Source organism: Burkholderia paludis (assembly GCF_000732615.1).
In the GTDB taxonomy this organism is placed as follows: domain Bacteria; phylum Pseudomonadota; class Gammaproteobacteria; order Burkholderiales; family Burkholderiaceae; genus Burkholderia; species Burkholderia paludis.
The window spans coordinates 65,041-90,104 of the sequence record NZ_JPGL01000024.1 but is presented as its reverse complement, the minus strand read 5'-3'; the positions used below and the strand labels follow the sequence as shown (position 1 = coordinate 90,104).

Annotated in this window: 24 protein-coding genes; 14 read left to right on the top strand and 10 right to left on the bottom strand. The window is 69.5% G+C overall.

What is annotated here, in order from left to right; all coding sequences use genetic code 11:
• The first annotated feature begins 6 nt into the window (after positions 1 to 6).
• The 4 genes from rqpR (at position 7) to GQ56_RS0116575 (ending at position 4,581) form a co-directional block, all read left to right on the top strand.
• Positions 7 to 663: a response regulator transcription factor RqpR gene (gene rqpR, locus GQ56_RS0116590; RefSeq protein ID WP_031399716.1), complete on the top strand. Its 657-nt coding sequence runs from the start codon at positions 7 to 9 to the stop codon at positions 661 to 663.
• Positions 664 to 886: 223 nt separating this feature from the next.
• Positions 887 to 2,293, top strand: a complete 1,407-nt coding sequence (locus tag GQ56_RS0116585; protein ID WP_031399715.1) for an amino acid permease — start codon at positions 887 to 889, stop codon at positions 2,291 to 2,293.
• 542 nt (positions 2,294 to 2,835) lie between these two features.
• Complete coding sequence (locus GQ56_RS0116580; RefSeq protein ID WP_031399714.1) at positions 2,836 to 3,339, top strand: hypothetical protein; 504 nt, start codon at positions 2,836 to 2,838, stop codon at positions 3,337 to 3,339.
• 216 nt (positions 3,340 to 3,555) lie between these two features.
• On the top strand, positions 3,556 to 4,581 hold the full coding sequence (locus tag GQ56_RS0116575; RefSeq protein WP_031399713.1) for an XdhC family protein: 1,026 nt from the start codon (positions 3,556 to 3,558) through the stop codon (positions 4,579 to 4,581).
• A gap of 67 nt (positions 4,582 to 4,648) precedes the next feature.
• Here GQ56_RS0116575 and GQ56_RS0116570 read toward each other — a convergent pair whose 3' ends face one another.
• The 6 genes from GQ56_RS0116570 to fliE form a co-directional block, all read right to left on the bottom strand.
• Entirely contained in the window at positions 4,649 to 5,368 is a 720-nt protein-coding gene (locus GQ56_RS0116570) for a PepSY-associated TM helix domain-containing protein (RefSeq protein WP_031399712.1), read from the bottom strand.
• 270 nt (positions 5,369 to 5,638) lie between these two features.
• Complete coding sequence (locus GQ56_RS0116565) at positions 5,639 to 5,956, bottom strand: EscU/YscU/HrcU family type III secretion system export apparatus switch protein (RefSeq protein ID WP_031399711.1); 318 nt, start codon at positions 5,954 to 5,956, stop codon at positions 5,639 to 5,641.
• Positions 5,953 to 7,293 carry a flagellar hook-length control protein FliK gene (gene fliK / locus GQ56_RS0116560; protein ID WP_031399710.1) on the bottom strand — a complete coding sequence of 447 codons (1,341 nt, stop codon included), beginning with the start codon at positions 7,291 to 7,293 and terminating at the stop codon, positions 5,953 to 5,955. The genes GQ56_RS0116565 and fliK overlap by 4 nt, the downstream gene beginning before the upstream one ends.
• Before the next feature lie 130 nt (positions 7,294 to 7,423).
• Positions 7,424 to 7,756 (bottom strand): flagellar protein FliT, encoded by a 333-nt coding sequence (locus tag GQ56_RS0116555; protein WP_031399709.1) that lies wholly within the window; start codon positions 7,754 to 7,756, stop codon positions 7,424 to 7,426.
• Positions 7,753 to 8,187 carry a flagellar export chaperone FliS gene (gene fliS / locus GQ56_RS0116550; RefSeq protein WP_031399708.1) on the bottom strand — a complete coding sequence of 145 codons (435 nt, stop codon included), beginning with the start codon at positions 8,185 to 8,187 and terminating at the stop codon, positions 7,753 to 7,755. The genes GQ56_RS0116555 and fliS overlap by 4 nt, the downstream gene beginning before the upstream one ends.
• 239 nt (positions 8,188 to 8,426) lie before the next feature.
• Positions 8,427 to 8,771 (bottom strand): flagellar hook-basal body complex protein FliE, encoded by a 345-nt coding sequence (gene fliE, locus GQ56_RS0116545; RefSeq protein ID WP_031399707.1) that lies wholly within the window; start codon positions 8,769 to 8,771, stop codon positions 8,427 to 8,429.
• A 248-nt stretch (positions 8,772 to 9,019) separates the two neighbouring features.
• Here fliE and fliF point away from each other — a divergent pair, with 248 nt between their 5' ends.
• Genes fliF through GQ56_RS0116515 form a run of 6 tightly spaced genes read left to right on the top strand, consistent with a single transcriptional unit; the run spans position 9,020 to position 15,827 of the window.
• Positions 9,020 to 10,783, top strand: coding sequence for a flagellar basal-body MS-ring/collar protein FliF (gene fliF / locus GQ56_RS0116540; RefSeq protein WP_031399706.1), 1,764 nt, complete (start codon positions 9,020 to 9,022; stop codon positions 10,781 to 10,783).
• Positions 10,773 to 11,768, top strand: a complete 996-nt coding sequence (gene fliG, locus GQ56_RS0116535; RefSeq protein WP_031399705.1) for a flagellar motor switch protein FliG — start codon at positions 10,773 to 10,775, stop codon at positions 11,766 to 11,768. Before fliF ends, fliG begins: the two co-directional genes overlap by 11 nt.
• Entirely contained in the window at positions 11,761 to 12,444 is a 684-nt protein-coding gene (gene fliH, locus GQ56_RS0116530; RefSeq protein ID WP_031399704.1) for a flagellar assembly protein FliH, read from the top strand. Before fliG ends, fliH begins: the two co-directional genes overlap by 8 nt.
• Positions 12,438 to 13,991, top strand: coding sequence for a flagellar protein export ATPase FliI (gene fliI / locus GQ56_RS0116525; RefSeq protein WP_031399703.1), 1,554 nt, complete (start codon positions 12,438 to 12,440; stop codon positions 13,989 to 13,991). The genes fliH and fliI overlap by 7 nt, the downstream gene beginning before the upstream one ends.
• Before the next feature lie 5 nt (positions 13,992 to 13,996).
• Positions 13,997 to 14,455, top strand: coding sequence for a flagellar export protein FliJ (fliJ, locus tag GQ56_RS0116520; RefSeq protein ID WP_031399702.1), 459 nt, complete (start codon positions 13,997 to 13,999; stop codon positions 14,453 to 14,455).
• Between the two features lie 28 nt (positions 14,456 to 14,483).
• A complete protein-coding gene (locus GQ56_RS0116515; protein ID WP_031399701.1) occupies positions 14,484 to 15,827 on the top strand; it encodes a flagellar hook-length control protein FliK in 1,344 nt (447 codons plus the stop codon).
• A 26-nt stretch (positions 15,828 to 15,853) separates the two neighbouring features.
• On the opposite strand, the gene GQ56_RS0116510 is transcribed toward GQ56_RS0116515, so the two are convergent.
• Complete coding sequence (locus GQ56_RS0116510) at positions 15,854 to 17,494, bottom strand: GMC family oxidoreductase (protein ID WP_031399700.1); 1,641 nt, start codon at positions 17,492 to 17,494, stop codon at positions 15,854 to 15,856.
• Between the two features lie 899 nt (positions 17,495 to 18,393).
• On the opposite strand from GQ56_RS0116510, the gene GQ56_RS0116500 reads away from it, so the two are divergent.
• Positions 18,394 to 19,836 (top strand): coniferyl aldehyde dehydrogenase, encoded by a 1,443-nt coding sequence (locus tag GQ56_RS0116500; protein WP_031399699.1) that lies wholly within the window; start codon positions 18,394 to 18,396, stop codon positions 19,834 to 19,836.
• A 72-nt stretch (positions 19,837 to 19,908) separates the two neighbouring features.
• On the opposite strand, the gene GQ56_RS0116495 is transcribed toward GQ56_RS0116500, so the two are convergent.
• Together GQ56_RS0116495 and GQ56_RS0116490 are read right to left on the bottom strand one after the other, a co-directional pair.
• Positions 19,909 to 20,931 carry a serine/threonine protein kinase gene (locus GQ56_RS0116495; RefSeq protein ID WP_031399698.1) on the bottom strand — a complete coding sequence of 341 codons (1,023 nt, stop codon included), beginning with the start codon at positions 20,929 to 20,931 and terminating at the stop codon, positions 19,909 to 19,911.
• 56 nt (positions 20,932 to 20,987) lie between these two features.
• Entirely contained in the window at positions 20,988 to 21,200 is a 213-nt protein-coding gene (locus GQ56_RS0116490; RefSeq protein ID WP_004198969.1) for a hypothetical protein, read from the bottom strand.
• Positions 21,201 to 22,020: 820 nt separating this feature from the next.
• Here GQ56_RS0116490 and GQ56_RS0116485 point away from each other — a divergent pair.
• Both GQ56_RS0116485 and GQ56_RS0116480 read left to right on the top strand, forming a co-directional pair.
• Complete coding sequence (locus tag GQ56_RS0116485) at positions 22,021 to 22,902, top strand: DMT family transporter (protein ID WP_031399697.1); 882 nt, start codon at positions 22,021 to 22,023, stop codon at positions 22,900 to 22,902.
• 303 nt (positions 22,903 to 23,205) lie between these two features.
• Entirely contained in the window at positions 23,206 to 23,391 is a 186-nt protein-coding gene (locus tag GQ56_RS0116480; protein WP_011353526.1) for a hypothetical protein, read from the top strand.
• Positions 23,392 to 23,493: 102 nt separating this feature from the next.
• On the opposite strand, the gene mgrA is transcribed toward GQ56_RS0116480, so the two are convergent.
• Positions 23,494 to 24,537 (bottom strand): L-glyceraldehyde 3-phosphate reductase, encoded by a 1,044-nt coding sequence (gene mgrA, locus GQ56_RS0116475; protein ID WP_031399696.1) that lies wholly within the window; start codon positions 24,535 to 24,537, stop codon positions 23,494 to 23,496.
• Between the two features lie 185 nt (positions 24,538 to 24,722).
• On the opposite strand from mgrA, the gene GQ56_RS0116470 reads away from it, so the two are divergent.
• Positions 24,723 to 24,929 (top strand): DUF3185 family protein, encoded by a 207-nt coding sequence (locus GQ56_RS0116470; RefSeq protein WP_031399695.1) that lies wholly within the window; start codon positions 24,723 to 24,725, stop codon positions 24,927 to 24,929.
• The last annotated feature ends 135 nt before the right edge of the window (positions 24,930 to 25,064 follow it).

Below are 25,064 nucleotides of genomic sequence, written 5' to 3'. Positions count from 1 at the left end.
GTCGTCATGAGCCTGAACATCCTGCTCGTGGACGATCACGCGATCGTCCGGCAAGGGATCCGCCAGTTGCTGATCGACCGCGGCGTCGCGCGCGACGTCACCGAGGCCGAGAACGGCGGCGACGCGATGGCCGTCGTCGACAAACAGGAATTCGACGTGATCCTGCTCGACATCTCGCTGCCCGACACCAACGGCATCGAGGTGCTCAAGCGCCTCAAGCGCAAGCTGCCGCGCACGCCGGTGCTGATGTTCTCGATGTACCGCGAGGATCAGTACGCGGTTCGCGCGCTGAAGGCCGGCGCCGCCGGCTACCTGTCGAAGACGGTCAACGCCGCGCAGATGATCGGCGCGATCCAGCAGGTCGCGGCCGGCCGCAAGTACGTGAGCCCCGCGATGGCCGAGGCGCTCGCCGAATACGTGTCGTTCGAGAACGAGCCGCTGCCGCACGAGAAGCTGTCCGATCGCGAATACCAGACGCTCTGCATGCTCGCGTCGGGCAAGCGGCTCACCGACATCGCGAACACGCTGTCGCTGTCCGTGAAGACGGTGAGCGTGTACCGGTCGCGGCTGCTCGAGAAGATGCGGCTGTCGAACAACGCGGAACTCACCTTCTACGTGATGAGCAACCGGCTCGTCGACATGGCGCCCACGGCCGGCGCCTGATTCGTACGTCCGGCCGGTTCGCCGACTTGCCCGGCCCGGCGGCGCGGCACATGCCGCGCTGCCGCCGCGTGCCGCCCGGCGCGCGCGCAAGCGCTTGTTTTATCGGACGATTTCGTGACGAACCGCTGCGCTGCAGCGGGTCTTGCGCGTCAAATCGGCTAAAATTATCGGTTTTCACTCAGTCAGCGCTTCCGCGCCCGCGCGCGCCTGCAATTCATCCGCAATGTCTCTCTTCCGCAAGAAAAACGTCGATCGCATGATCGCCGGCGCGCATGCCGCCGGGCTCAAGAAAGCGCTCGGCGCGATCGACCTCACCTTCCTCGGCATCGGCGCCATCATCGGCACCGGCATCTTCGTGCTGACCGGCACCGGCGCCGTGCAGGCCGGCCCGGCGCTGATGCTGTCGTTCGTGATCGCCGCGATCGCGTGCGGCCTCGCGGCGCTGTCGTACGCCGAGTTCGCGTCGACGATCCCCGTCGCCGGCTCCATCTACACGTATTCGTACGCCACGCTCGGCGAGCTCGTCGCGTGGATCATCGGCTGGGACCTGATGCTCGAATACGGCCTCGCGTCGTCGGCCGTGTCGGTCGGCTGGTCGGGCTACCTGCAGTCGCTGCTGCAGGGCTTCGGGCTGTCGTTGCCCACCGTGCTGACGGCCGCGCCCGGCGCGGTGCCGGGCGTCGTCACCTGGTTCAACCTGCCTGCGTTCCTCGTGATGCTCGTGATCACGACGCTGCTGTCGATCGGCATCCGCGAATCGACCCGCATCAACAACATCATGGTGTTCATCAAGGTGTCGGTGGTGCTGCTCGTCATCGCGGTCGGCGTGTTCCACGTGACGCCCGCGAACTGGAAGCCGTTCATGCCGCACGGCTGGAACGGCGTGTTCGGCGCGGCGGCCGTGATGTTCTTCGCGTTCATCGGCTTCGACGCCGTGTCGTCGGCGGCCGAGGAGGTGAAGAATCCGAAACGCGACCTGCCGATCGGCATCATCGCGTCGCTCGCCGTGTGTGCGGTGTTGTACGTGACGGTCGCCGCGGTCGCGACCGGCATCGTGCCGTCGGCCCGGTACGCGAACATCTCGCACCCGATCTCGTACGCGCTGCAAGCCGCCGGCGAGAACTGGGTCGCGGGCTTCATCGATCTCGGCGCCGTGCTCGGCATGCTGACCGTGATCCTCGTGATGAGCTACGGCCAGACGCGCGTGATCTTCGCGATGTCGCGCGACGGGCTGCTGCCGGCGACGCTGTCGCGCGTGCACCCGCGCTACGCGACGCCGTTCCTCACGACCTGGCTCGTCGGCCTGTTCTTCGGGCTGATCGCCGCGCTCGTGCCGCTCAACGTGCTCGCCGAGCTGATCAACATCGGCACGCTCGCGGCCTTCTCGATGGTGTCGATCGCCGTGCTCGTGCTGCGCCGCACGCACCCCGATCTGCCGCGCGCGTTCCGCTGCCCCGGCGTGCCCGTGGTGCCGATCCTCGCGGTCGCGTCGTGCCTGTTCCTGATGCTGAACCTGCAGCCCGTCACGTGGGCCGCGTTCGGCATCTGGCTCGTGATCGGCCTCGTGATCTACTTCCTGTACTCGCGGCACCATTCGAAGCTCGCGCACGGTCACCACGACGCGCACTGAACGCCGCGCCGTGCCGCGCGCGGCACGGTGCGCACCCGCGGGGCCGGTATCCGGCCCCGCCCCCTCTCCGCCTTCCCCCGCCTGCCTGCCGCCACGTTGCGCGTCCCGCAACGATACGCGCGGCAATTCCATTTCCGATCGCCTGTTTTTCGAATGCCGATATATTCGGCCCGAATCGCCAATTTAATCGACAGAAAATCTAATCAGGTTAATTTGAATATGAATAGCAGAAAATAATCGCGCAACCGGCATTGAACTCCCGCATTCGCCAAACTAGTATTCAGGTCGTTCGGCAGCATCCCGCCCGAGCCATGCCAGACGGGCCACACAGCACATCGGAAGCGTAGTCCGCTGCAATCGATTTCATTGAATTCATTTTTCGCAAACCAGATATTCATCGATTATTCGTAATCGGAATTTCAGCAGGCTTTTAATTTAATGCGACCGGGCCGAGCAATCCGGCCGCCGGTATTGAATTGCCTCCGTCCGGAGGCATGTCGCTGCACCTGTCCGAAGTTCAACAAGAACCAGAGAGGTCTTTCATGAGCAATACATTGGTCAACGTCACGGCGAAGGTCGAAATCAACGCGGCCAACCAGACGATCGCGGGGCTCAGGGATTATCAAAGCAAGAACTGGGCGATCGGACTGAACGGGGATACGCTGGCGCCGGACGGTTTCCTGACGTTCTTCACCGAGCGCAACCTGCCGTTCAGCTACTACGTTCGCGCACGCGGCGTCTCGGTCGGCGAGCCGACCGCCTACCAGGCGAACATCGAGACGCTGACGCAGCACATCGCCGCGATTCGCGCGTCGGAAACGAACCAGGTCCAGGCTACGATCCGCGAGCTCGAGCTGTACAAGTCGCGGAACTGGGCGATCGGCCTGAACGGCACGACGCTGCAGCCGGACAACTTCCTGCCGTTCTTCGGCACCCGCTCCGTGCCGTTCGAGTACTACGTGCGCAGCGGCGGCGTCGAGCTCGGTTCGCCGAGCGCGTATGACAACGACATCCGCCACCTGACGCAGTACCTGGGCTCGCTCTGACGCCTCGCCGCCGGGCGGATCCGTCCGCCCGGCGGTTCACCGACGGGGTGCGCCGTCGGGCCCGGCTCCGGGCATTCCGCTTCCTTCCCCCGCGCCACGCCCCCTTCCCCGGTTCACGCTTCCCCGGCAACTGCACGCTTGCCGCGGCAGGTTCATAATCCCGCCATTGAACGGCGGCCCGCACCGGCGGTGCCGTCCGGCAACAGGAAACGGATGATGGAAAGCGTCGATCTCGATGTATTGAAATCCAGCGCGCGCTGGATCGAAGAAGGCCGCCGCGTGCTGCTCGTGACGGTCGTGAAGACGTGGGGCTCGTCGCCGCGCCCCGAAGGCGCGATGCTCGCGGTGCGCGAGGACGGTCTGGTGGTCGGCTCCGTGTCCGGCGGGTGCATCGAGGACGACCTGATCGCCCGCGTGCACGCGAGCGGGATCGCGGCCGATGCGCGCCCGGAAGCGCTCAAGTACGGCGTGACGGCCGAGGAAGCCCACCGCTTCGGGCTGCCTTGCGGCGGCACGATCCAGCTCGTGCTCGAGCCGCTCACGCGCGACAGCGGGGTCGCGGCGCTGTGCGCGGAAGTCGAGGCCGGCCGCCTCGTCACGCGCACGATGACGCTCGCGACCGGCCGCGCGTCGCTGTCGCCCGCCCGGCCGGCCGACGGGCTCGGTTTCGACGGCGAGCGGCTCGTGACGATCCACGGGCCGCGCTACCGGATGCTCGTGATCGGCGCCGGCCAGCTGTCGCGCTATCTGTGCCAGATCGCGGTCGGGCTCGACTACCAGGTGACGGTGTGCGATCCGCGCGAGGAATACACGGACGCGTGGGACGTGCCGGGCACGCGCGTCGTGCACACGATGCCCGACGACACGGTGCTCGACATGCAGCTCGACGCCCGCTCGGCCGTGATCGCGCTCACGCACGATCCGAAGCTCGACGATCTCGCATTGATGGAGGCGCTGAAGACGCCGGCGTTCTACGTGGGCGCGCTCGGCTCGCGACGCAACAACGCGGCGCGGCGCGAGCGGCTGCGCGAATTCGACCTGAACGAAGCGGAACTGGCCCGGCTGCACGGGCCGGCCGGCATCTACATCGGCAGCCGGACGCCGCCGGAAATCGCGATTTCGATCCTCGCCGAGATCACCGCCGCGAAGAACCACGTGTCGCTGCCGACGATCCTGCAGGTCGAGGGCGCCAAGGCCGCGCGCGAGATCGCGGCGAACAGCGGCGCGACCTGCGGCCTTTGATCCGCACCGTTGCCGCGCCGGGCAGGCGGCGGCAACGACCCGTGGCCGGCGCGGGTGCCGGCCGGGATCAGGTCAGGCCGGCGGCGAGCGCCGCTGCGACCGATCCGACCACCAGCACGACGCCTACCGTGCGGCGCTTGTTCAGCTCGGTCCACAGCAGCACGCCGGTGAGCGACAGCAGGATCATCGAGCCCGCGATCGTGTCCATCAGCAGCACCCAGCCGAGATTCATGCCGACGCCGCGATGCAGGTTGTTCAGCGTCGTCAGGAATGTGTTGCCCGTGCGCTTCACCGACACGTAGCCGTTGCCGACCCAGTATTCGGCCTGCAGGTTCTGGTGCGGGCCGAACACGCCCATCTGCCAGCGCTCGGGCTGCATCACGCTCCGGTCGCCCCACGCCACGGCCTGCGCGGGTTCCTTGCGCAGGCGGCCCGGCGTGCCGTCGAAGTGCAGTTCCTGCTGCAGCCACTTCGTCATCGCGGCGGGCGACTTCGGCGCCGGATCGGGCAGCGCGATCTGCATCTGCTCGACCTGGGGTTCGCCGGTCGAGATCTTCAGCGGCGGCGCGCGATGGTTGAGCAGCACACCCGTCACGCCGAACAGCAGCCCCAGCACCGCGCCCCACAGGCCGACCCAGCCATGCACTTTGCGCAGCCACTTGATGAAGGTCGCGCGGCGCGAACGCTGGCGGCGCGCGGCCAGTTCGTCGTCGCTCAGCGGGCGTGCGGCAGGACGCAGCACGGTGACGCCCGCTCGGGGCGGATTGATCGTTTCGGGCGCGTTCACGCGAAAGTATCCATTCGTTCAAAGCAACGGGCGGCGCGCAGGGAATGCGTGCCGCCCGGGAAACATGAAAATGAGAATGGATATCATTACACAAATCCACTGCCGGCTCAATCCGCACGGGCGCGCCGCGGCACGCCGGACGAGCGAGGATGGGCGGGAAAAGAGCACGCGTAGCGCGCATGATGCCGGCCGATAGGCATTGGTTGCCGGCAGAATGATTCCGCAAGGCAAAGACAGAATTTCGTAAGAAATCGTCCCGACAGGGGCCGTTCAGCGCAGCGGCGGCAGCGGGAAACGCGGCGCGGCGTCGTCCGGCGCGGGCTCGGTGCGGTCGAGCGCGTACAGCCACGCAAGCAGATCCGCGACGGCATGATAGAGCTGCGGCGGAATCCGGTCGTCGAGGTCCACCTGCATCAGCAGCGACACCATCTCCGGCGCCGTATGCACGTACAACCCGGCGTCGTGCGCGCGCGCGACAATCATCTCGGCGAGTGCGCCATACCCTTTCGCGACCACGCGCGGCGCCTCGTCGCCGCCCTTCGGGTCGTAGACGAGCGCGGCCGCGCGCTTGCGGGACTTCATGCTCACTGCAGCACCTCGTCGTCGATATCCGGCGCACGCTGCGCCGGTTCGCCGGCCGCGCCGCGCGCATACGCGGCGGCGGCGGCCTGGGCCGCAAACAGGTCGAAGCTGTCCGGCGCATCGTCGACCGCGCGAATCGACAGCCCGCCCACCCGCAGCCCCGACCCCTCGAGCCGTTGCCGCAGCGCGGCTTCGTGCCGCGTGAGACGGTCGGCGCCCGCCTGGTTCGCGCGCAGCCGCGCGACGAGCTGCGCGCCGTTCAGCACCAGTTCCGCGTCCACCGTGCCGAGCGACGGCAGCGTCAGCGTCAGGCGCGTGCGCCATGCGATGCCGTCGCCCGTGTCGTCGTCGCCGCGCGGCGCGCGGCCGCCCGAATCGTCGGGCTCGATCGTCCAGTCGAGCCGCGCGCCGGGCCATGCCTCGCCCGTCCAGCGAAACTGGTCGGTTGCCAGCGCATCGAGCTGCTGCCTGACAAGCGGGACGGCGGCCGGATGCACGGTGGCGAACGTCTGCGCCGGCGAATCGGACGACGCGGCGGCCAGGTCGGCCCGTGCGGGCGTCCAGCGCGCGTCGGGGCGCTCGGCGAGCGGATCGGCCGTGTCGGGCGGCAACGCCGCCCCCTGCCGGGCGCCCGCCGCCCAGGCCTGCGCCGGGTCGCGAGCCGGCGCGCCGCCCGGCGGCGGCGTGCCCGGTTGCGCCGTCGCCCGCGCGGTCGCAGGCGGCGGCGAGCGCTGTGCGAGCAGCTCGTCGAGCACATCGGTCGAATCGTATTGCGCGGCGGCGTCCGGGTCGGCCTGCGCGGCCGCAAGGCGCGCCTGCGGCTCGCGCATCAGCGCCGCGAGCGGGCGCTGGCCGGCCAGCCACTGCGCGAGGTGCGATTCGTAGAAGAGGCCGCTCTCGCTCACCGCCTGCGCAAGCGCCGCGCTCAGCGCCGCCACCGGCGGCGCGGCCGGGGAAGCCGCCGTCGCGGCGGAAGCCTGGGTGGACGTCGCGGCCGGAGGGGCCGGAGCGGCTGCGCTCGCCTGGGCCGGCCCCGCCGGATCGGCCAGCAGCACGGTCGGGTCGGCCAGCAGCGGCACGCGCCCGGCAATCGCCGGGGTCGCGTCGCCGCCCGCACGCGAGATCGCGTCGAGCACGCGCCCGACTTCGGACAGCGCAGTCTGCGTGGAAGCCGGCGGCGCGGCGGGCGGGCCGCCGGTCGAAGGCGAGGACGACGCGCCGGCGCCGGGCGTGCCGACCTGCGCGGTCGTACCGCTGCCGGCGGGCGCCGACACGGTGCCGGTCAGCAGGCTGTCGAGGCGGCTCGCCAGCAGCGCGGCCGCAACGGAGTCGATACCGGTCATGATCGGAGCCTGCTCATCTCAGACACATCGTTGCGAATCCGCAAACGGCACACCGGCGCCGCCCGCGGGAATCGCGCGCATGCCGCGCCGGGCCCGTGCGCCCCGGCGCCCGTGCCCCTGGACACGGGCCCTACCCGCGCGCGCGGTAGAGATCGGTCAATACCTTGGTCGAGCGCCGCGCCTCGAACAGCGCGGACAGCCGCGCGACGTCCGGGCTCGCGAGATCGCGGATCGCGGCGTCGTCGGCCAGGATGCGGCGGATCAGGTCGAGCTTGCGGCCGAGATCCGATTTGTCGAGCACGACGCCCGGATCTGCCTCCTTCAGCCCGTCAACCAGCTGCATGAATTCGGCCTGCAACCCCGGCAACGCGCTCCAGTCGGCGCTGCGCGCGGCGCACAGCATCCGGCCCGACACGGCGGCGAGCGCCTCGTAACGTTCGAAGTATTCGGCCTTGCGATTCATCGTGATGCTTCCACTGCCTGTTGTGCTGCCATTCGCGCGACTTCCGGTGCGATCCCCGTCCAGGCTTCCTCGAGGGTCGCGAGCAGCCCGTCGACCTCGACCAGCATCGCGTCGCTCGCCTGCGCGTTCGCTTCGAGCAGGCGCCGGCCGATATACGCATACAGCGCATCGAGCCGCTCGGCGATCTGGCCGCCCGCGTCACGGTTCAGCGACGCCCTCAGGCCGCTCTCGACGATCCGGATCGCCTTGCCGATCGCCTCGCCCCGCGCGGATACGGTGCCCTGCTGCAAATGCATGCGCGCCAGCGCAACCGCCTGCCGCGCGCCCTGGTACAGCATCGCGATCAGCCGGTGCGGCGAGGCGCCCATCACCCCCGTCTCGACGCCGACACGCGCGTATGCACTGGCTCCAGCGTGTCCTGGGGAAAACATGCGCTTCTCCTTGTTATGCCATGGCTATACGGGAGCCGCCGCCATGCAATGCACGGCGCGACCTTCTCCGGAGTTATCGGAAGGGATTTGGAAAGCTTTAGGCGCGCGACGCCTCCGGCGGGCGCGTCAGGCCGGGCCGCCGCGCCCCGCCAGGCAAGCCCCGAGGCCGCGATCGACCGCCCCGGGCGACCATTTCTGGAGGGCCGCCCCTAGAGGCCCCTCCCCGACAGGCCGCCCCGTCACACCGACATCTGCATGATGTCGTTGTAAGCGCTCACCAGCTTGTTGCGGACCTGGAGCCCGAACTGGAAGCCGATGTTGGCTTTCTGCATGTCGACCATCACATCGTTCAGCGACACGTTCGGCGCACCGACCTCGAACGCCTGCGCCTCGCCGAGCGCATGCTGCTGGTCGCCGCTGATCTTGTCGAGCGACGCCTTCATCGCGCTCGCGAACGTGCTGGCCGTGGCCGCACCCGAGCCGGCCAGCGCCGCCGTCGGGCTCCCGACGCCGCCGGACGCCTGCGCGGCCAGCGACTGCATCTGTTGCAACACCGAACCGATTCCGCTGACGTTCGCAGTCATGCTGCCCCCAAAACCTAGAGAAGAGACCCGGACCACCGGGCGATCCGCCGGCGCCGCACCACGCGCACCATGCCGGATCGCGAAAAAGGATAGCAGCGCGCCGCGCGTCAAAGCCGAGAAAGTACGGGGGAAACCCCGCTCTTTTCGGTCGATCGGAGCACCGCCCGGATCACGATAATCGCATCGTGTCATTGTCCGCCCGCTCGTCCGAGCGAGCTCAGTCGTACCGCTCCGGAGAAACTCGACGCATGGATTCGCAGGCCAACTCGCTGATCAACCCAGACGCCCGCGCGGGCCTCGCCAGCCCGGCGTCCGGCGCCGCCGCGGCCGCCGCGTTGCCGGGCGCGGGGGGCGCAGGCGCGGACTTCGGACTTGGCGGCTTCGCGGAACGCATTCCCGGCATCTCGAGGATGAAGGGCAACCCGAAGCTGCCGTTCGTGATCGCCGTCGCATTCGCGATCGCCGCGATCACCGCGCTCGTACTGTGGAGCCGCACGCCCGACTACCGCGTGCTGTACAGCAACCTGTCGGACCGCGACGGCGGCGCGATCATCGCCGCGCTCCAGCAGGCAAACGTTCCCTACAAGTTCGCCGATGCCGGCGGCGCGATCCTCGTGCCGTCGAACCAGGTGCATGAAACGCGCCTGAAGCTCGCCGCGATGGGGCTGCCGAAGGGCGGCTCGGTCGGCTTCGAGCTGATGGACAACCAGAAATTCGGCATCAGCCAGTTCGCCGAACAGGTGAACTACCAGCGCGCGCTCGAAGGCGAGCTGCAGCGCACCATCGAGTCGATCAACGCCGTGCGCGGCGCGCGCGTGCATCTCGCGATCCCGAAGCCGTCGGTATTCGTGCGCGACAAGGAAGCGCCGAGCGCGTCGGTGTTCGTCGACCTCTACCCGGGCCGCGTGCTCGACGACGGCCAGGTCCAGGCGATCACGCGGATGGTGTCGTCCGGCGTGCCCGACATGCCCGCGAAGAACGTGACGATCGTCGACCAGGACGGCAACCTGCTGACCCAGACCGCGTCGGCATCCGGCCTCGACGCGAGCCAGCTCAAGTACGTGCAGCAGGTCGAGCGCAACACGCAGAAGCGCATCGACGCGATCCTCGCACCGCTGTTCGGCACCGGCAACGCACGCTCGCAGGTCAGCGCGGACCTCGATTTCTCGAAGCTCGAGCAGACGTCCGAAAGCTACGGCCCGAACGGCACGCCGCAGCAGACCGCGATCCGCAGCCAGCAGACCAGCAGCGCGACCGAACTCGCGCAGGGCGGCGCATCGGGCGTGCCGGGCGCGCTGTCGAACACGCCGCCGCAGCCGGCGTCGGCGCCGATCGTCGCCGGCAACGGCCAGAACGCGCCGCAGACGACGCCCGTGAGCGACCGCAAGGACCAGACGACCAACTACGAGCTCGACAAGACGATCCGCCATCTCGAACAACCGATGGGCAGCGTGAAGCGGCTGTCGGTCGCGGTCGTCGTCAACTACCAGCCGGTCGCCGACGCGAAGGGCCACGTGACGATGCAGCCGCTGCCGCCCGCGAAGCTCGCGCAGGTCGAACAGCTCGTGAAGGACGCGATGGGCTACGACGACAAGCGCGGCGACTCGGTCAACGTCGTGAACAGCGCGTTCTCGACCACGGCCGACCCGTACGCCGACCTGCCGTGGTGGCGCCAGCCCGACATGATCGAGATGGCGAAGGAAGCCGCGAAGTGGCTCGGCATCGCGGCGGCCGCGGCGGCGCTCTACTTCATGTTCGTGCGCCCGGCGATGCGCCGCGCGTTCCCGCCGCCCGAGCCGGCCGCGCCGACGCTCGCCGCGCCGGACGATCCGGTCGCGCTCGACGGCCTGCCGGCGCCGGACAAGGCCGAGGAACCCGACTCCCTGCTGCTCGGCTTCGAGAGCGAAAAGAACCGTTACGAACGCAACCTCGACTACGCGCGCACGATCGCCCGCCAGGATCCGAAGATCGTCGCGACCGTCGTGAAGAACTGGGTGTCCGATGAACGCTGAAGGCTTGACCAAGAGCGCGCTGCTGCTGATGTCGATCGGCGAGGAAGAAGCCGCGCAGGTATTCAAGTTCCTCGCGCCGCGCGAGGTCCAGAAGATCGGCGCCGCGATGGCCGCGCTGAAGAACGTCACGCGCGAGCAGGTCGAGGACGTGCTGCAGGAATTCACGAAGGAAGCCGAGCAGCACACCGCGCTGTCGCTCGATTCGAGCGACTACATCCGCTCGGTGCTGACCAAGGCGCTCGGCGAGGACAAGGCCGGCGTGCTGATCGACCGCATCCTGCAGGGCAGCGACACGAGCGGCATCGAGGGCCTGAAGTGGATGGACTCGGGCGCCGTCGCCGAACTGATCAAGAACGAGCATCCGCAGATCATCGCGACGATCCTCGTGCACCTCGACCGCGACCAGGCGTCCGAGATCGCGTCATGCTTCACCGAGCGCCTGCGCAACGACGTGATCCTGCGGATCGCGACCCTCGACGGCATCCAGCCGGCCGCGCTGCGCGAGCTCGACGACGTGCTGACGGGCCTGCTGTCCGGCAGCGACAACCTGAAGCGCAGCCCGATGGGCGGCATCCGCACCGCGGCCGAGATCCTGAACTTCATGACCAGCGTGCATGAGGAAGGCGTGCTCGAAAGCGTGCGCCAGTACGACGCCGAACTTGCGCAGAAGATCATCGACCAGATGTTCGTGTTCGAGAACCTGCTCGATCTCGAGGACCGCGCGATCCAGATGGTGCTCAAGGAAGTCGAGTCGGAAACGCTGATCATCGCGCTGAAGGGCGCACCGCCCGCACTGCGCCAGAAGTTCCTCGCGAACATGTCGCAACGCGCGGCCGAACTGCTCGCCGAGGATCTCGATGCGCGCGGCCCGGTACGCGTGTCCGACGTCGAGACCCAGCAGCGCCGCATCCTGCAGATCGTGCGCAACCTGGCCGAGAGCGGCCAGATCGCGATCGGCGGCAAGGCGGAAGACGCGTATGTCTGATTCGGCGCGCGATCGTGCGGGCACCCTCACCGCATACCAGCGGTGGGAGATGGCGTCGTTCGACCCGCCGCCGCCGCCCCCTCCGCCCGACGACGCGGCCGCGGCCGCCGCCGCGCTCGCCGAGGAACTGCAGCGCGTACGCGACGCCGCCCACGCCGAAGGCCACGCGGCCGGCCACGTCGAAGGCCAGGCGCTCGGCTACCAGGCCGGTTTCGAGCAGGGCCGCGAACAGGGCTTCGCGGCCGGTCAGGCCGACGCGCACGAACAGGCCGCGCAGCTCGCGGCGCTCGCCGCGTCGTTCCGCGAGGCCGTGTCCGGCATCGAGCACGATCTCGCCTCCGATATCGCACAACTCGCGCTCGACATCGCGCAGCAGGTCGTGCGCCAGCACGTGAAGCACGATCCCGCGGCGCTCGTCGCGGCCGTGCGCGACGTGCTCGCGGCCGAACCCGCGCTGTCCGGCGCGCCGCATCTCGCGGTGAATCCGGCCGATCTGCCCGTCGTCGAAGCCTATCTGCAGGACGACCTCGACACGCTCGGCTGGAACGTGCGCACCGACGCCTCGATCGAGCGCGGCGGCTGCCGCGCGCACGCCGCGACCGGCGAGGTCGACGCGACGCTGCCCACGCGCTGGCAGCGCGTCGCCGCCGCGGTCGGCAAGGTGAGCGCGTGGTGACGCCCACGCCCGAGTCGCTCGCGCACGACGGCATGACGCCGCTCGAACGGGAACTCGCGCTCGCGTCGTTCGGCCCCGCTGCCGCGCACGACGCCGCACCGGACGCCACCCCGCATGCGGCCGTCGCTCCGGCCGACGCCGCGCGCGCCGCGCCGCGCGCGCCGCACAATCCGCATCTCGCGCACTGGCGCACCCATCTGAACGGGCTCTCGGCGCGCAGCCAGCGCGCGCTGCCGCTGCGGCCGTGCGGGCGCCTCACGCGCGCGGCCGGCCTCGTGCTCGAGGCGATCGGGCTGCGCCTGTCGGTCGGCGCCGAATGCACGATCGAACTGCCGCCCGGCAGCACGCTGCCGCACGCGGAAGCGGAAGTCGTCGGCTTCTCCGGCGACCGCCTGTTCCTGATGCCGACCACCGACGTCGCCGGCGTCCTGCCCGGCGCACGCGTGTGGCCGCGCGAAAGCGCGCCCGTCGCCGATCCGCTCGCGGGCGCGAAGCGGCTGCCGGTCGGCTGGGAAATGCTCGGACGCGTCGTCGACGCGTCGGGCCGGCCGCTCGACGGCCTCGGCCCGCTTGCGTCGAAGGTCGACGCACCGCTGTCGGCGCCGTCGATCAACCCGCTCGAGCGCGAACCGATCCACCACGTGCTCGACGTCGGCGTGCGCGCGATCAACGCGCTGCTGACCGTCGGCCGCGGGCAGCGGATGGGCCTGTTCGCCGGCTCCGGCGTCGGCAAGTCGGTGCTGCTCGGCACGATGGCGCGCTACACGAGCGCGGAAGTGATCGTGATCGGGCTGATCGGCGAACGCGGCCGCGAAGTAAAGGAATTCATCGAACAGATCCTCGGCGAGGACGGGCTCGCCCGCTCGGTTGTCGTTGCCGCGCCGGCCGACGTGTCGCCGCTGCTGCGGATGCAGGGCGCGGCGTACGCCACGTCGCTCGCCGAGTATTTCCGCGACCAGGGCAAGCACGTGCTGCTGCTGATGGATTCGCTGACCCGCTACGCGATGGCCCAGCGCGAGATCGCGCTGGCGATCGGCGAGCCGCCCGCGACGAAGGGCTACCCGCCGTCGGTGTTCGCGAAGCTCCCCGCGCTCGTCGAGCGCACCGGCAACGGGCCGGAAGGCGGCGGCTCGATCACCGCGTTCTACACGGTGCTCACCGAAGGCGACGACCAGCAGGACCCGATCGCCGATTCGGCGCGCGCGATCCTCGACGGCCACGTCGTGCTGTCGCGCGCGCTCGCCGAGGCCGGCCACTATCCGGCGATCGACATCGAGGCGTCGATCAGCCGCGCGATGACCGCGCTGATCGACGAAGCGCACCTCGACCGCGTCCGGCAGTTCAAGCAGATGCTGTCGCGCTACCAGCGCAATCGCGACCTGATCGCGGTCGGTGCATACGCTCCCGGCCGCGACGCGCAACTCGACCGCGCGATCGCGCTCTATCCGCGCATCGAGGCATTCCTGCAGCAGGGCTTTCGCGAATGCGCGCCGTTCGCGTCGAGCCTCGCGGGGCTCGATGCGCTGTTCGACGCTTACGGAGGCTGATCCCGATGGCTCACGGCTTTCCCCTTCAGTTGCTGCTCGACCGCGCGCAGGAAGATCTCGACTCGGCCACGAAGCAGCTCGGCACCGCGCAGCGCGACCGCACCGCGGCCGCCGAGCAGCTCGACGCGCTGCTGCGCTACCGTGACGAATATCACGCGCGCTTCGCGCAATCCGCGCAAAATGGCATGCCGGCCGGCAACTGGCGCAATTTCCAGGCGTTCATCGATACGCTCGATGCGGCGATCCTGCAGCAGCGCAACGTGCTGGCCGCGGCCGAACTCCGCATCGACGAGGCGCGCCCGAACTGGCAACAGAAGAAACGCACCGTCGGCTCATATGAAATCCTGCAGGCGCGCGGCGTCGCGCAGGAAGCGAAACGCGACGCCCGGCGCGAACAGCGCGACGCCGACGAACACGCAGCGAAGATCCTGCGCATGCGGGCCGACGCGGCCCGTTCGTCGTAACCCACCGCATTCGAACGAGAGAACCGCCATGCCACCCCTGCCCCTGCTCGGCGCGTTGATCGACACCGCCGGCGCCGCCCTCAAGGCCGCCCGCGGCTCGGGTTCGTCCGGCGCCGCCGGCACCGACGCCTCGAACACCTCGGCTTCCGCGCCGTTCGCGCAGACGCTGAAGCAAAGCGTCGACACGCGACGCGACACGGTGAATTCCGGCACGCAGAACGTATCGACGAAACAGGCCGCATCGAAGCCGGCCGCCGGCAGGAAGCCGTCCGGCACCGACGACGACGACTCGACCGACGACACGAGCGCGAGTGCCGCCGCCACACCGGACGCCGCCGCACTCGCGGCCGCCGCGGCCTTGCAGGCGCAACTGCAGGCGCGCACCGGCAACGCGACGCCGGCCGATGCGGCAACCGCCGCGGCCACTGCGCAACAGACGGCCGTCTCCGGCCAGCCCGATGCCACGGCCGCGCTGGCGGACCACGCGACCACGGACGCCGGCGCGCAGCCGGCCGCCCCGACGTCGGTCCACGATGCGCTGCAGGCCGCGCTCGGCAGGCTGACGGGCGGCTCGGGCGCGATCGCGATGCCCGCGACCGGCGCGACGGCGGCGTCCTCGGCCGCGACCGCATCGCCCGGCACCGCCGCACCACTGACGCCGAAGGCGCCGACGTTCGACCACATGCTCGCCGACGCCAAGGGCGCGCCGGGCGCCCAGGCGACCCCGACGCAAGCCACCGCGCAGGCACTGCAAGCCGACGCGAACGCGCAGTCCGGCGCGCAGCACGCGCTTGCCGCAGCCAGCGAGGCAACGGATCCGGCGGCCAGCGCGACGCTCGCCGCGGGCGCAACGGCCGCGGCCGCCGCGCAGGCGAGCCTGCAGTTGTCGCCGGCCGCGGGGGCGATCGCCGCCGCCAACCCGAACGTGCTCGCGCCGCACGTCGGCACCGCCGACTGGACGGACGCGCTGAGCCAGAAGGTCGTATTCCTGTCGAACGCGCATCAGCAGAGCGCCGAGCTGACGCTCAATCCGCCCGATCTCGGGCCGCTGCAGGTCGTGCTGCACGTCGCGGACAACCACGCGCACGCGCTGTTCGTGTCGCAGCACGCGCAGGTGCGCGACGCGGTCGAGGCCGCGCTGCCGAAGCTGCGCGACGCGATGGAAGCGGGCGGGCTCGGGCTCGGCAGCACGACCGTCAGCGACGGCGGCTTCGCTTCGCAGCAGAACCCGCAGCAAAACTTCGCCGGCGGCCAGTCGGCGCGGCGCGGGAACGGCGGATCGTCAGCCGTCGATGCACCGGCCGACGCCGCGCAATCCGCACCGGTCGCCACGACCGTGAGCCGCGCCGGCCTCGTCGATACGTTTGCCTGAGCATGTCGTGCCGGTGCGCGCGCCGCTCAGCGGCCGTGCACCGCCGCGGCCGCCTCGCCGCGCGGCGCCCCGCCCTTGCGGGCCGCGACGATGAAATCCGCCGCGCGTTCGCCGATCATCACCGACGGCGCATTCGTGTTCCCGCCGACCAGCGTCGGCATCACCGACGCATCCACCACGCGCAATCCGTCGACGCCGCGCACGCGCAGTTGCGGATCGACGACCGCGCGCGCATCCGAGCCCATCCGGCACGTGCCGACCGGGTGATAGATCGTATCGGCATGCGCGACGATCGTCGCGCGCAGCTCCGCTTCGCTCTGGTCCGGGCGCGTGTACAGCTCGCGGCCGCCCTGCGACGCGAGCGGCGCCTGCGACAGGATCCGGCGCATCGCGTGCGCGCCGCGCACGAGCAGGTCGAGATCGCGCGTATCGCTGAAGAAGCGCGGATCGATCAGCGGCGCGTCGCGCGCATCGCCGCTCGCGAGCGCCACCGTGCCGCGGCTGAACGGCCGCAGCGCGCACACGTGCAGCGAGTAGCCGAAGCCCCAGTGCATCTTGCGGTTGTGGTCGTCCACGAGCGCCGTGCAGAAATGCAGCTGCAGGTCGGGACGCGCGAGCGACGGGTCGCTCTTGATGAAGCCGCCGGCCTCCGCGACGTTGCTGGTCATCATCCCGGTGCGGCTCGAAAAATAGCGCGCGAGCGCGGGCGTCATCTTCGCGATCCCGCGCAGGCACACGCCGACCAGCTCCGACGAGTTCACCCGCGTATTGATGATGAAGTCGATGTGGTCGATCAGGTTCGTGCCGACGTCCGGCGCGTCCTGCACGACCGCGATCCCGTGCCGGCGCAGTTGCTCGGCCGGACCGATCCCCGAACACATCAGCAGTTGCGGCGAATTGAACGCGCCGGCGGACAGGATCACTTCCGCGCGTGCGTCGAGCGTCTCGACGCGTCCGTTGCGCGACACCGCGACGCCGGTCGCGCGCTTGCCGTCGAACGCGACGCGCAGCACCGTCGCATCGGTGATCACGTGCAGGTTCGGCCGGCTGCGGCCGTAGATATAGGCACGCGCGACGCTGCAGCGCGAGCCGTCGCGATGCGTGACCTGATAGAAGCCGACGCCTTCCTGCGTCGCGCCGTTGAAGTCGTCGTTCAGCGGATAGCCGGCTGCGTGCGCGGCCTGGATGAACCGCTCGGAAAACGGATTGCGAAAGCGCAGGTCCGACACCGACAGCGGGCCGTCCGCACCGTGCCACGCGTCGGCGCCGCGTTCGTTGCCTTCCGCTCGGCGGAAATACGGCAGCACGTCCTGCCAGCCCCAGCCGGTCGCGCCGAGCTGCGCCCACTCGTCGTAGTCGCCCGGGTGGCCGCGCGTATAGATCATCGCGTTGATCGCGCTCGACCCGCCCATCCCGCGCCCGCGCGGCTGGTAGCCGCGCCGCCCGCCGAGGCCCGGCTGCGGCACCGTCTCGTAACCGTAGTTCGTGCCGAGCTTGAACGGCACCAGCGCCGCGATGCCGACCGGCATGTTGACGAGCAGGTTGCGCTCCGTATGCGAGCCGGCCTCGATCAGTGCGATCGTCGCATCGGGACAGGCATCGGCGAGACGGCCTGCCAGGCTCGACCCGCCCGAACCGCCGCCGACGATGATGTAGTCGTATTGCATGTCACGTCTCCGTCGTGTCATGAAAGGCGCCCGGCTCCGCCGCGCGACCGCGTCTCCTCTTGTAAGGCCTGTTTCCCCGTGGAACGCCCCCGCGCATGCCCGGCGTCGCTCGCCGGGAAAGACGCGACGCGCATCGTCCGGCCGGGCCGGACGAGCGACGGACGATGCCGCCATGCTCGCGATGCCGGTCGCTCCCGCGGCGACGCATGCGCATTCCACAGGTCGACAGCCCCTGATGTTCGGGCATTGTAGGAATGGCCGTCATGCGCGCGGCGCGCGGATTCAAGAGCGATTCCTCTAAACGCCCGCGTGAACTAAATTTAAGATGTATCGATGCGCTTTGCGCGACGCGCCGGCCACGAGAAGCCGTTCCGCCGCGCAACGGGAGAGACGACGATGCAGCGCCAGGTTCTGCAGGCCGCGTGCCGACCCGGTTGCCCGGAGATGCCGCGCGCGCCGCGCATTTCATTTCAAACGGCTGCCTGCGCGAAGCAGCACGGCATCATGCGCGCAATCGTTCGAATTCGAACGGCACGGGTCGTCGCCGACCGTTTGGACGGTGGATCGCCGCCGCGGCACGATGCGCTACGGTACGGTCCGGCGTACCCGGCGTGCCGGCCCGTCGCGATGCACGGGCAGGCGCTCGCGCGGCGGCGTCGCGCGCCCGGCGGCAGTCGCCCCGCCCGGCAGGCACGCGCACCGCGGCACGTTTTTTCGATGCGGACACCGTCGCGCGGATGCGACGCCCGCCGCACGCAGCAACCGGTTTTCGAGCACGCATCGCATCCGGCCTCGCGCCGTGCGGCGCGCCCACCCCGATCCGCGTCGCCGCGCTCGCCGAGCGCGCGCGTGCGGCGTGACGGCCGGCCGACCAGCCAGGCCCAACTGGAGGAGACGACATGAAGAACGACCTGCCCGAACTGGCGCCGCAAGCCCTGCCGTCGGTAGATGCGCTGACGTCGCTGCTGCGCGACCAGCGCGCGGCTTACCTGCGCGCACCCTACCCGTCATGGGAAACGCGCGTGCAGCATCTGCGCGCGCTGCGCACGATGCTGATCGACCATGCGGACGCGCTCGCCGACGCGATCAGCGCCGATTTCGGCCATCGGGCGAAGCAGGAAGTGCTGCTGTCGGAAATCTGGATGGCGAAGGAAGAGATCGACGACGCGCTCAGGCACGGCAAGCGCTGGATGAAACCGATCCGCAAGCCGATGAACAAGTGGCTGCGCCCGGCGCGCGCGAAGGTGATTCCGCAGCCGCTCGGCGTGGTCGGCATCGTCGTGCCGTGGAACTACCCGGTGCTGCTCGCGGCCGGCCCGCTGATCTGCGCGCTCGCCGCCGGCAACCGCGCGATCGTCAAGATGTCCGAACTGACGCCGCGCACATCGGCGCTGTTCGAGCAGCTGATCGCGAAGACGTTCGCGCGCGACCATGTCGCGGTCGTGAACGGCGATGCGGAGGTCGGCGCCGCCTTCAGCGCGCTGCCGTTCGACCACCTGCTGTTTACCGGCTCGACGCACGTCGGCCGCCACGTGATGCGCGCCGCCGCCGACAACCTCACGCCCGTCACGCTCGAGCTCGGCGGCAAGTCGCCCGCGATCGTCGGCCCGAACGCCCGCTTCGATGCGGCCGTCGACGCGATCGTCGCGGGCAAGACGCTGAACGCGGGCCAGACCTGCATCGCGCCCGACTACGTGCTGCTGCCGCGCGGGATGGAAGCCGCGTTCATCGAGCGGGCGCGGGCGCGCTTCGCGAAGATGTATCCGGATCTCTCGACCAACGGCGACTACACGACGATCGTCTCGCCGCGCCACTATGCGCGGCTGCAGCAGCTCGCGAGCGACGCGCAGGCGGCCGGCGCGCAGCTGCATCCGCTGTCGGACGCGCGTTCCGATCCCGCGGCGCGCCGCTTCGTGCCGTGCGCGGTCACCCAGGTGCCGGCCGCGTCGCAACTGATGCAGGAGGAAATCTTCGGGCCGCTGCTGCCGCTGGTGCCGTACGAACGGCTCGACGAGGCGATCGCGTACGTGAATGCGCGCCCGCGTCCGCTCGCGCTCTACCTGTTCGACGAGGACGGCGGCACGATCGATCGCGTGATGCGCGAAACGATCTCGGGCGGCGTATCGATCAACGAAACGCTGATGCACATCGCCTGCGGCAGCCTGCCGTTCGGCGGGGTCGGGGCAAGCGGGATGGGCGCGTATCACGGCTACGACGGCTTCGTGACGTTCTCGAAGATGAAGCCGGTGCTCACGCAGCCGCGCCTGAACGCGCGCAACCTGCTGGCGCCGCCGTACGGCAAGCGCTTCGCCGCGCTGATCAAGCTGATGCTGAAGTTCTGACGCAGTCGAACCGGGCGAGCCGCGCGCATCGCGCGGCAGCCCGTCCACGCGCCGCGCGCAGGCCGCGCGCGTTCACACGGGCCAGAGCGGCCCTTCCTGCATCGCGCCGATCTGCTCGCGCAACTCGAGCACGCGCGCTTCCCAGTAACGATGCGTGTTGAACCACGGAAACGCGGCCGGGAACGCGGGATCGTCCCAGCGCCGCGCGAGCCATGCCGCATAGTGGATCAGCCGCAGTGTGCGCAGCGCTTCGACCAGATGCAGCTCGCGCGGCTCGAATTCGTGGAAATCCTCGTAGCCGGCCAGCAGATCCGCGAGTGCGCGCGACGCGCCTTCGCGGTCGCCCGGCAGCAGCAGCCACAGATCCTGGATCGCGGGCGCCATCCGGCTGTCGTCGAAGTCGACGAAATGCGGGCCTGCATCGGTCCACAGCACGTTGCTCGGATGGCAGTCGCCATGCGTGCGCAGCAGACGGATCTCGCCCGCGCGCTCGAACGCGGCCTCGACGCCTTCGAGCGCGAGCGCGACGGCCATCTCGTACGCGGGCCGCACGTCGTCCGGAATGAAATCGTGCGCGAGCAGGTAATCGCGCGGCTCGTAGCCGAAGGTGCGGATGTCGAGCACGGGGCGCGCGACATACGGCTCGGTCGCGCCGACCGCATGAATCCGGCCGATGAAGCGGCCGAGCCATTCGAGCGTGTCGCTGCGGTCGAGATCGGGCGCACGGCCGCCGCGCCGCTCGAAGATCGAGAAGCGGAAGCCGTCGAACGCGTGCAGCGTGCGGCCGTCGAACACGCGCGCGGGCACCGCCGGAATCTCGCGCGCGGCGAGTTCGGCGACGAACGCATGCTCTTCGAGGATCGCCTCGTCCGACCAGCGCGCCGGGCGATAGAACTTCGCGACGACCGGCGGGCCGTCTTCGATGCCGACCTGGTAGACGCGGTTTTCGTAGCTGTTGAGCGCGAGCAGGCGCCCGTCGGTGCGCAGGCCGGCGGGCATCAGCACGCTGTCGAGCGCATCGAGCACGCACTCGGGCGTGAGGCCGGCGAATGGCGGGCCGGCGGGAGAAGCGGAAGCGGAAGTGACGTCGTTCATGTCCCGCATTGTGCCGCCAGCCGGGTCGAAAGACGAGCGTCCGGTGCGGCGTGCGCTTAGTGGAGCGCCGCGCCGGCCGGCAGCACGGATTCGCCGGTGTCGATCAGGTCCTCGAGAAAGAACGGCTCGGTGTTGAGTTCCTTCGACTCACCCGGTACGCCCGCGTACCAGGTCACCATGGCCATGTCGCCCAGGATGCGCTGGACGATGCCGCGTGCGCCCTTCGGCACCGCGATATGGGTGGTACAGACAATCGACCCGACATGCATGATGGTTCCCCACTCTTGAAACTTGAAACCCGGCCCGCTGACGAGCCGGCAAATGCACGATCCGCGCGCTCTCGTCGGAGCGTTGCGCGTGATCCCATTGTTCACGGTTTATCGAAGCGCGAAAAGAAGAAGAAGCGGGCGAAGCACCGCGAATTCGTCGAATGTCTCCAATCAACCACTACGCCGGGCGCGTACTTGCCCACCCGGTTCCCCCCATCATACCCTGTCGAATGTGACTGCCCGCCGAAACCGCCGCGCCGCCGTCGCGCACAGGCGATCGGCACGGCGCGCGCATCGCGGCACGATGCGGGGCGCCACGGGATTCCGCACCGCCGCGCCTGCCGTAACGCCACCGCGTGCGCCGCGCGCCGGCGCTGCCGGCCCCGCGCTGAACGTTGCATGCGCAGCGAGCAGCGACCGCCGCCTGCGCGACACCGGCCTCGCCGGCATCCGTGCATCGTCCTGCCAGGCACACGACAGCGGTTGCGCCGGATGCTCGCCTTGCGGTACCGTTGAGGCTCATTCGCGTTCAAGCGCATTCCGACACGATGCATCCGCTCACGTCCGCCCTCGCAAAATCCCGGCCGCAGTTCGACTCGCGGCCGCAGGCGTGTGCGCATCCGTCGGTCCTTCCTCCTCCTGTCGCACCGCCGCGCGTCGGCGCCGCGCCGCCCCCTCCGGCGGCACGCGCCGGCTGACCAGCCGGCTTCCGTTTCGTCTTCCGTTCGCCCCCGTCGGCTCGTGTTCGTGCGTCATGACGCACGGTGCATTGCCACGCGCGCGAGCGGAACGTTCCGATCCGTTCGACAGGTGGATTCACATGGTTTCGTTCAAACGCGCGCTTGCCGCGCATGGCGCAACGTCGCTCTTCGTGCTGCTGTGGAGCAGCGGCGCGATCTTCGCCGAACTCGGTCTGCATCACGCCTCCGCGTTCGTCTTTCTCACAGCCCGCTTCGCCCTCGCGTCGCTCGTGCTGCTCGGCCTGGCCTGCGTGCGCAAACGCTGGCTGCCGCCGCGCGGCGAGCGGCGCATGGCCGCACTGACCGGCTTGCTGATGATCGGCGGCTATTCGATCTTCTACCTGCTTGCGCTCGAACGCGGGATCGCGCCGGGCGTGCTCGCGACGATCCTCGGCGTGCAGCCGATCCTCACGCTCGCGATCGTCGAACGGCGCTGGCAGCCGGTGCGCGTCGCGGGACTCGCGCTGTCGCTGGCCGGGCTCGCGCTCGTCGTATGTCGCGGTGCGGGCGACGGCAGGCTGTCGCTTGCGGGCATCGCGTGCGCGCTCGCCGCGCTTGTCGCGCTGACTGCCGGCTCGCTGCTGCAGAAGCGCGTTCGCGCGGCGCCCGCCGACGTGCTGCCGCTGCAGAATGCGATCGGCCTCGCGCTGTGCGTGGCGATCGTGCCGTTCCGGCCGGTATCGCTCGACATGAGCTGGGCGTTCGTCATTCCGCTGCTGTGGCTCGGCATCGTGATTTCGGTGATCGCGCAACTGCTGTTCTACCGCTTGATGCAGCGCGGCGATCTCGTCAACGTGACGAGCCTGTTCTATCTCGTGCCCGTCGTCACCACGCTGATGGATGCCGTCTGGCTCGGCAACCGGCCCGAGCCGCTCGCGCTTGCCGGCATGGGCGCCATCGTCGCGGGGCTCGCGCTCGTGTTCCGCGCGCCGGCCGCACGCGCGCAACCCTGGCGAGCATGAGCGGGCGGGCCGCCGTTCCCGTGGCGCACGGCGGCCCGCACCGGATACGCACGGCCGTTCCGCGCATTGCGAAAGGAATGTGAAAGATATGTGCAGGGCGTTCGTCGAATTCGCAGAAAAAGTTGCGGTTCCCGTGGTTTTCCGCTGATTTTTAATGGTTCGGATAGCGAAAAACCTGTGCGGGTTGCCTATACTCGAATTGACCGCCCCGCTCGCAATCGGGCCGGACCAATACGAGAAACACCCGGCATGGGGCCGGAGCAAGGGCCGCGGCGCCCGCTCCGCTCGACCTTGGAGACACGCATGACGACCTATTTCACGATCGGCGACTTCATCCTGTTGATCCCGATGGCGCTGGCCGGCGCGCTGTTTCTCGGCGCGGTGCCGTGTGCAACCGAATTCCGCCACAACCTGCTGCGCGTGCTGGGCGTCATTCTGGGCGTCGGCGTCGCGGTCCTGCTCGTCGAAGGCCTGCCTGCGCTGATCTAGCGTCGCAATCCGTGCACGACACGCATCGCTGCGCCGCAGCGATGCGTTTCACGTTGCCTGTAATACGGCACGCGATGTTTCGCATGCCGTATCGACTGCCGGTCAGATCGCCTGATCGGTGGACGGTTTTTCCCACAGGTTGATGCCGCCTTCGGTCGCGTGACGATCGATCTCCGCGAGTTCCTCCGCGGAGAATTCGAGATTCTTCAGCGCGCCGACGTTTTCACGCACCTGTTCCGCCCGGCTCGCGCCGATCAGCGCGGACGTCACGCGGCCGTGGCGCAATACCCATGCGAGCGCCATCTGCGCCAGGCTCTGCCCGCGCCGCTCGGCGATCGCGTTGAGCTTGCGCACCTGCTCGAGATTGTCCGCGCTCAGGTGATCCGGCTTCAGCGAGCCGCCGCCCGGCTTGTTCACGCGCGCGTCGGCCGGCACGCCGTTCAGGTACTTCGACGTGAGCAGCCCCTGCGCGAGCGGCGTGAAGGCAATGCTGCCCGCGCCGACATCGTCGAGCGTGCCGAGCAGGTCGTGCTCGATCCAGCGGTTCAGCATGTTGTACGAAGGCTGGTGGATCAGCAGCGGCACCTTGTACTGCGCGAGCAACGCGGCCATCTCGCGCGTCTTCGCGGCCGAATACGACGAAATGCCGATGTAGAGCGCCTTGCCCTGCTGCACGGCCGACGCGAGCGCGCCCGCCGTTTCCTCGAGCGGCGTGTGCGCGTCGAAGCGGTGCGAGTAGAAGATGTCGACGTAGTCGAGCCCCATCCGCTGCAGGCTCTGGTCGAGGCTCGCGAGCACGTACTTGCGCGACCCTCCGCCGCTGCCGTACGGCCCCGGCCACATGTCCCAGCCGGCCTTCGTCGAGATCAGCAACTCGTCGCGATACGGCCGGAAATCCTCCTTCAGCAGCCGGCCGAAGTTGGTTTCGGCGCTGCCGTACGGCGGCCCGTAGTTGTTCGCGAGATCGAAGTGGTTGATACCGAGGTCGAACGCGGTGCGCAGGATGTCGCGCTGCGTCGAGATCGGCGTCGAGTCGCCGAAGTTGTGCCACAGGCCGAGCGACAGCACGGGCAGTTTGAGCCCGGATTTGCCGCAGGTGCGGTATTGCATGTCGGCATAGCGTTCGGAAGCTGCTTCGTAGGCCATGAGTCTGTTCCGTCAGGACATCGGGAGAAGGGACGCGCGCCGGCTGCGCACACGGCGCGGCGGCGGCGAGGGAGTCATCCGACGACTATGGTAGCGAAAGCGGCGGGCGCGCGCACGGCGATGGACGCGACCGCGGTGGTCGCCTACACTGCGGCGTCTCGAATCACCGTTCCAGCGAGGTTGGTATGTCCCGGGTCATCTCGGTTGCGCTGCTCGTCGGCGGCGTCGTGCTGCTGTATTTCGGCGGGCAGTCGTTCCATTCGATCAACGACAACGTGTCGCGCTTCTTCACCGGCTCGCCCGCGACGAAGACGATCCTGCTGATCGCGGGCGGCGCCGTCGCGTCGTTCATCGGCCTGATCGGCCTCGCGATGCCGGGCGGCAAGCGCTGAGCGCGCGGCCGCGCGGCACACGGACGGCCCGCGTCGCACACGCGGGCCGCATCAAGCGAAACGGGCGGCCAGGCCGCCCGTTGTTTCATTCGCCCGCGATGCGCCGCATGCGCATCGCGCGATCGCACGGCGGCA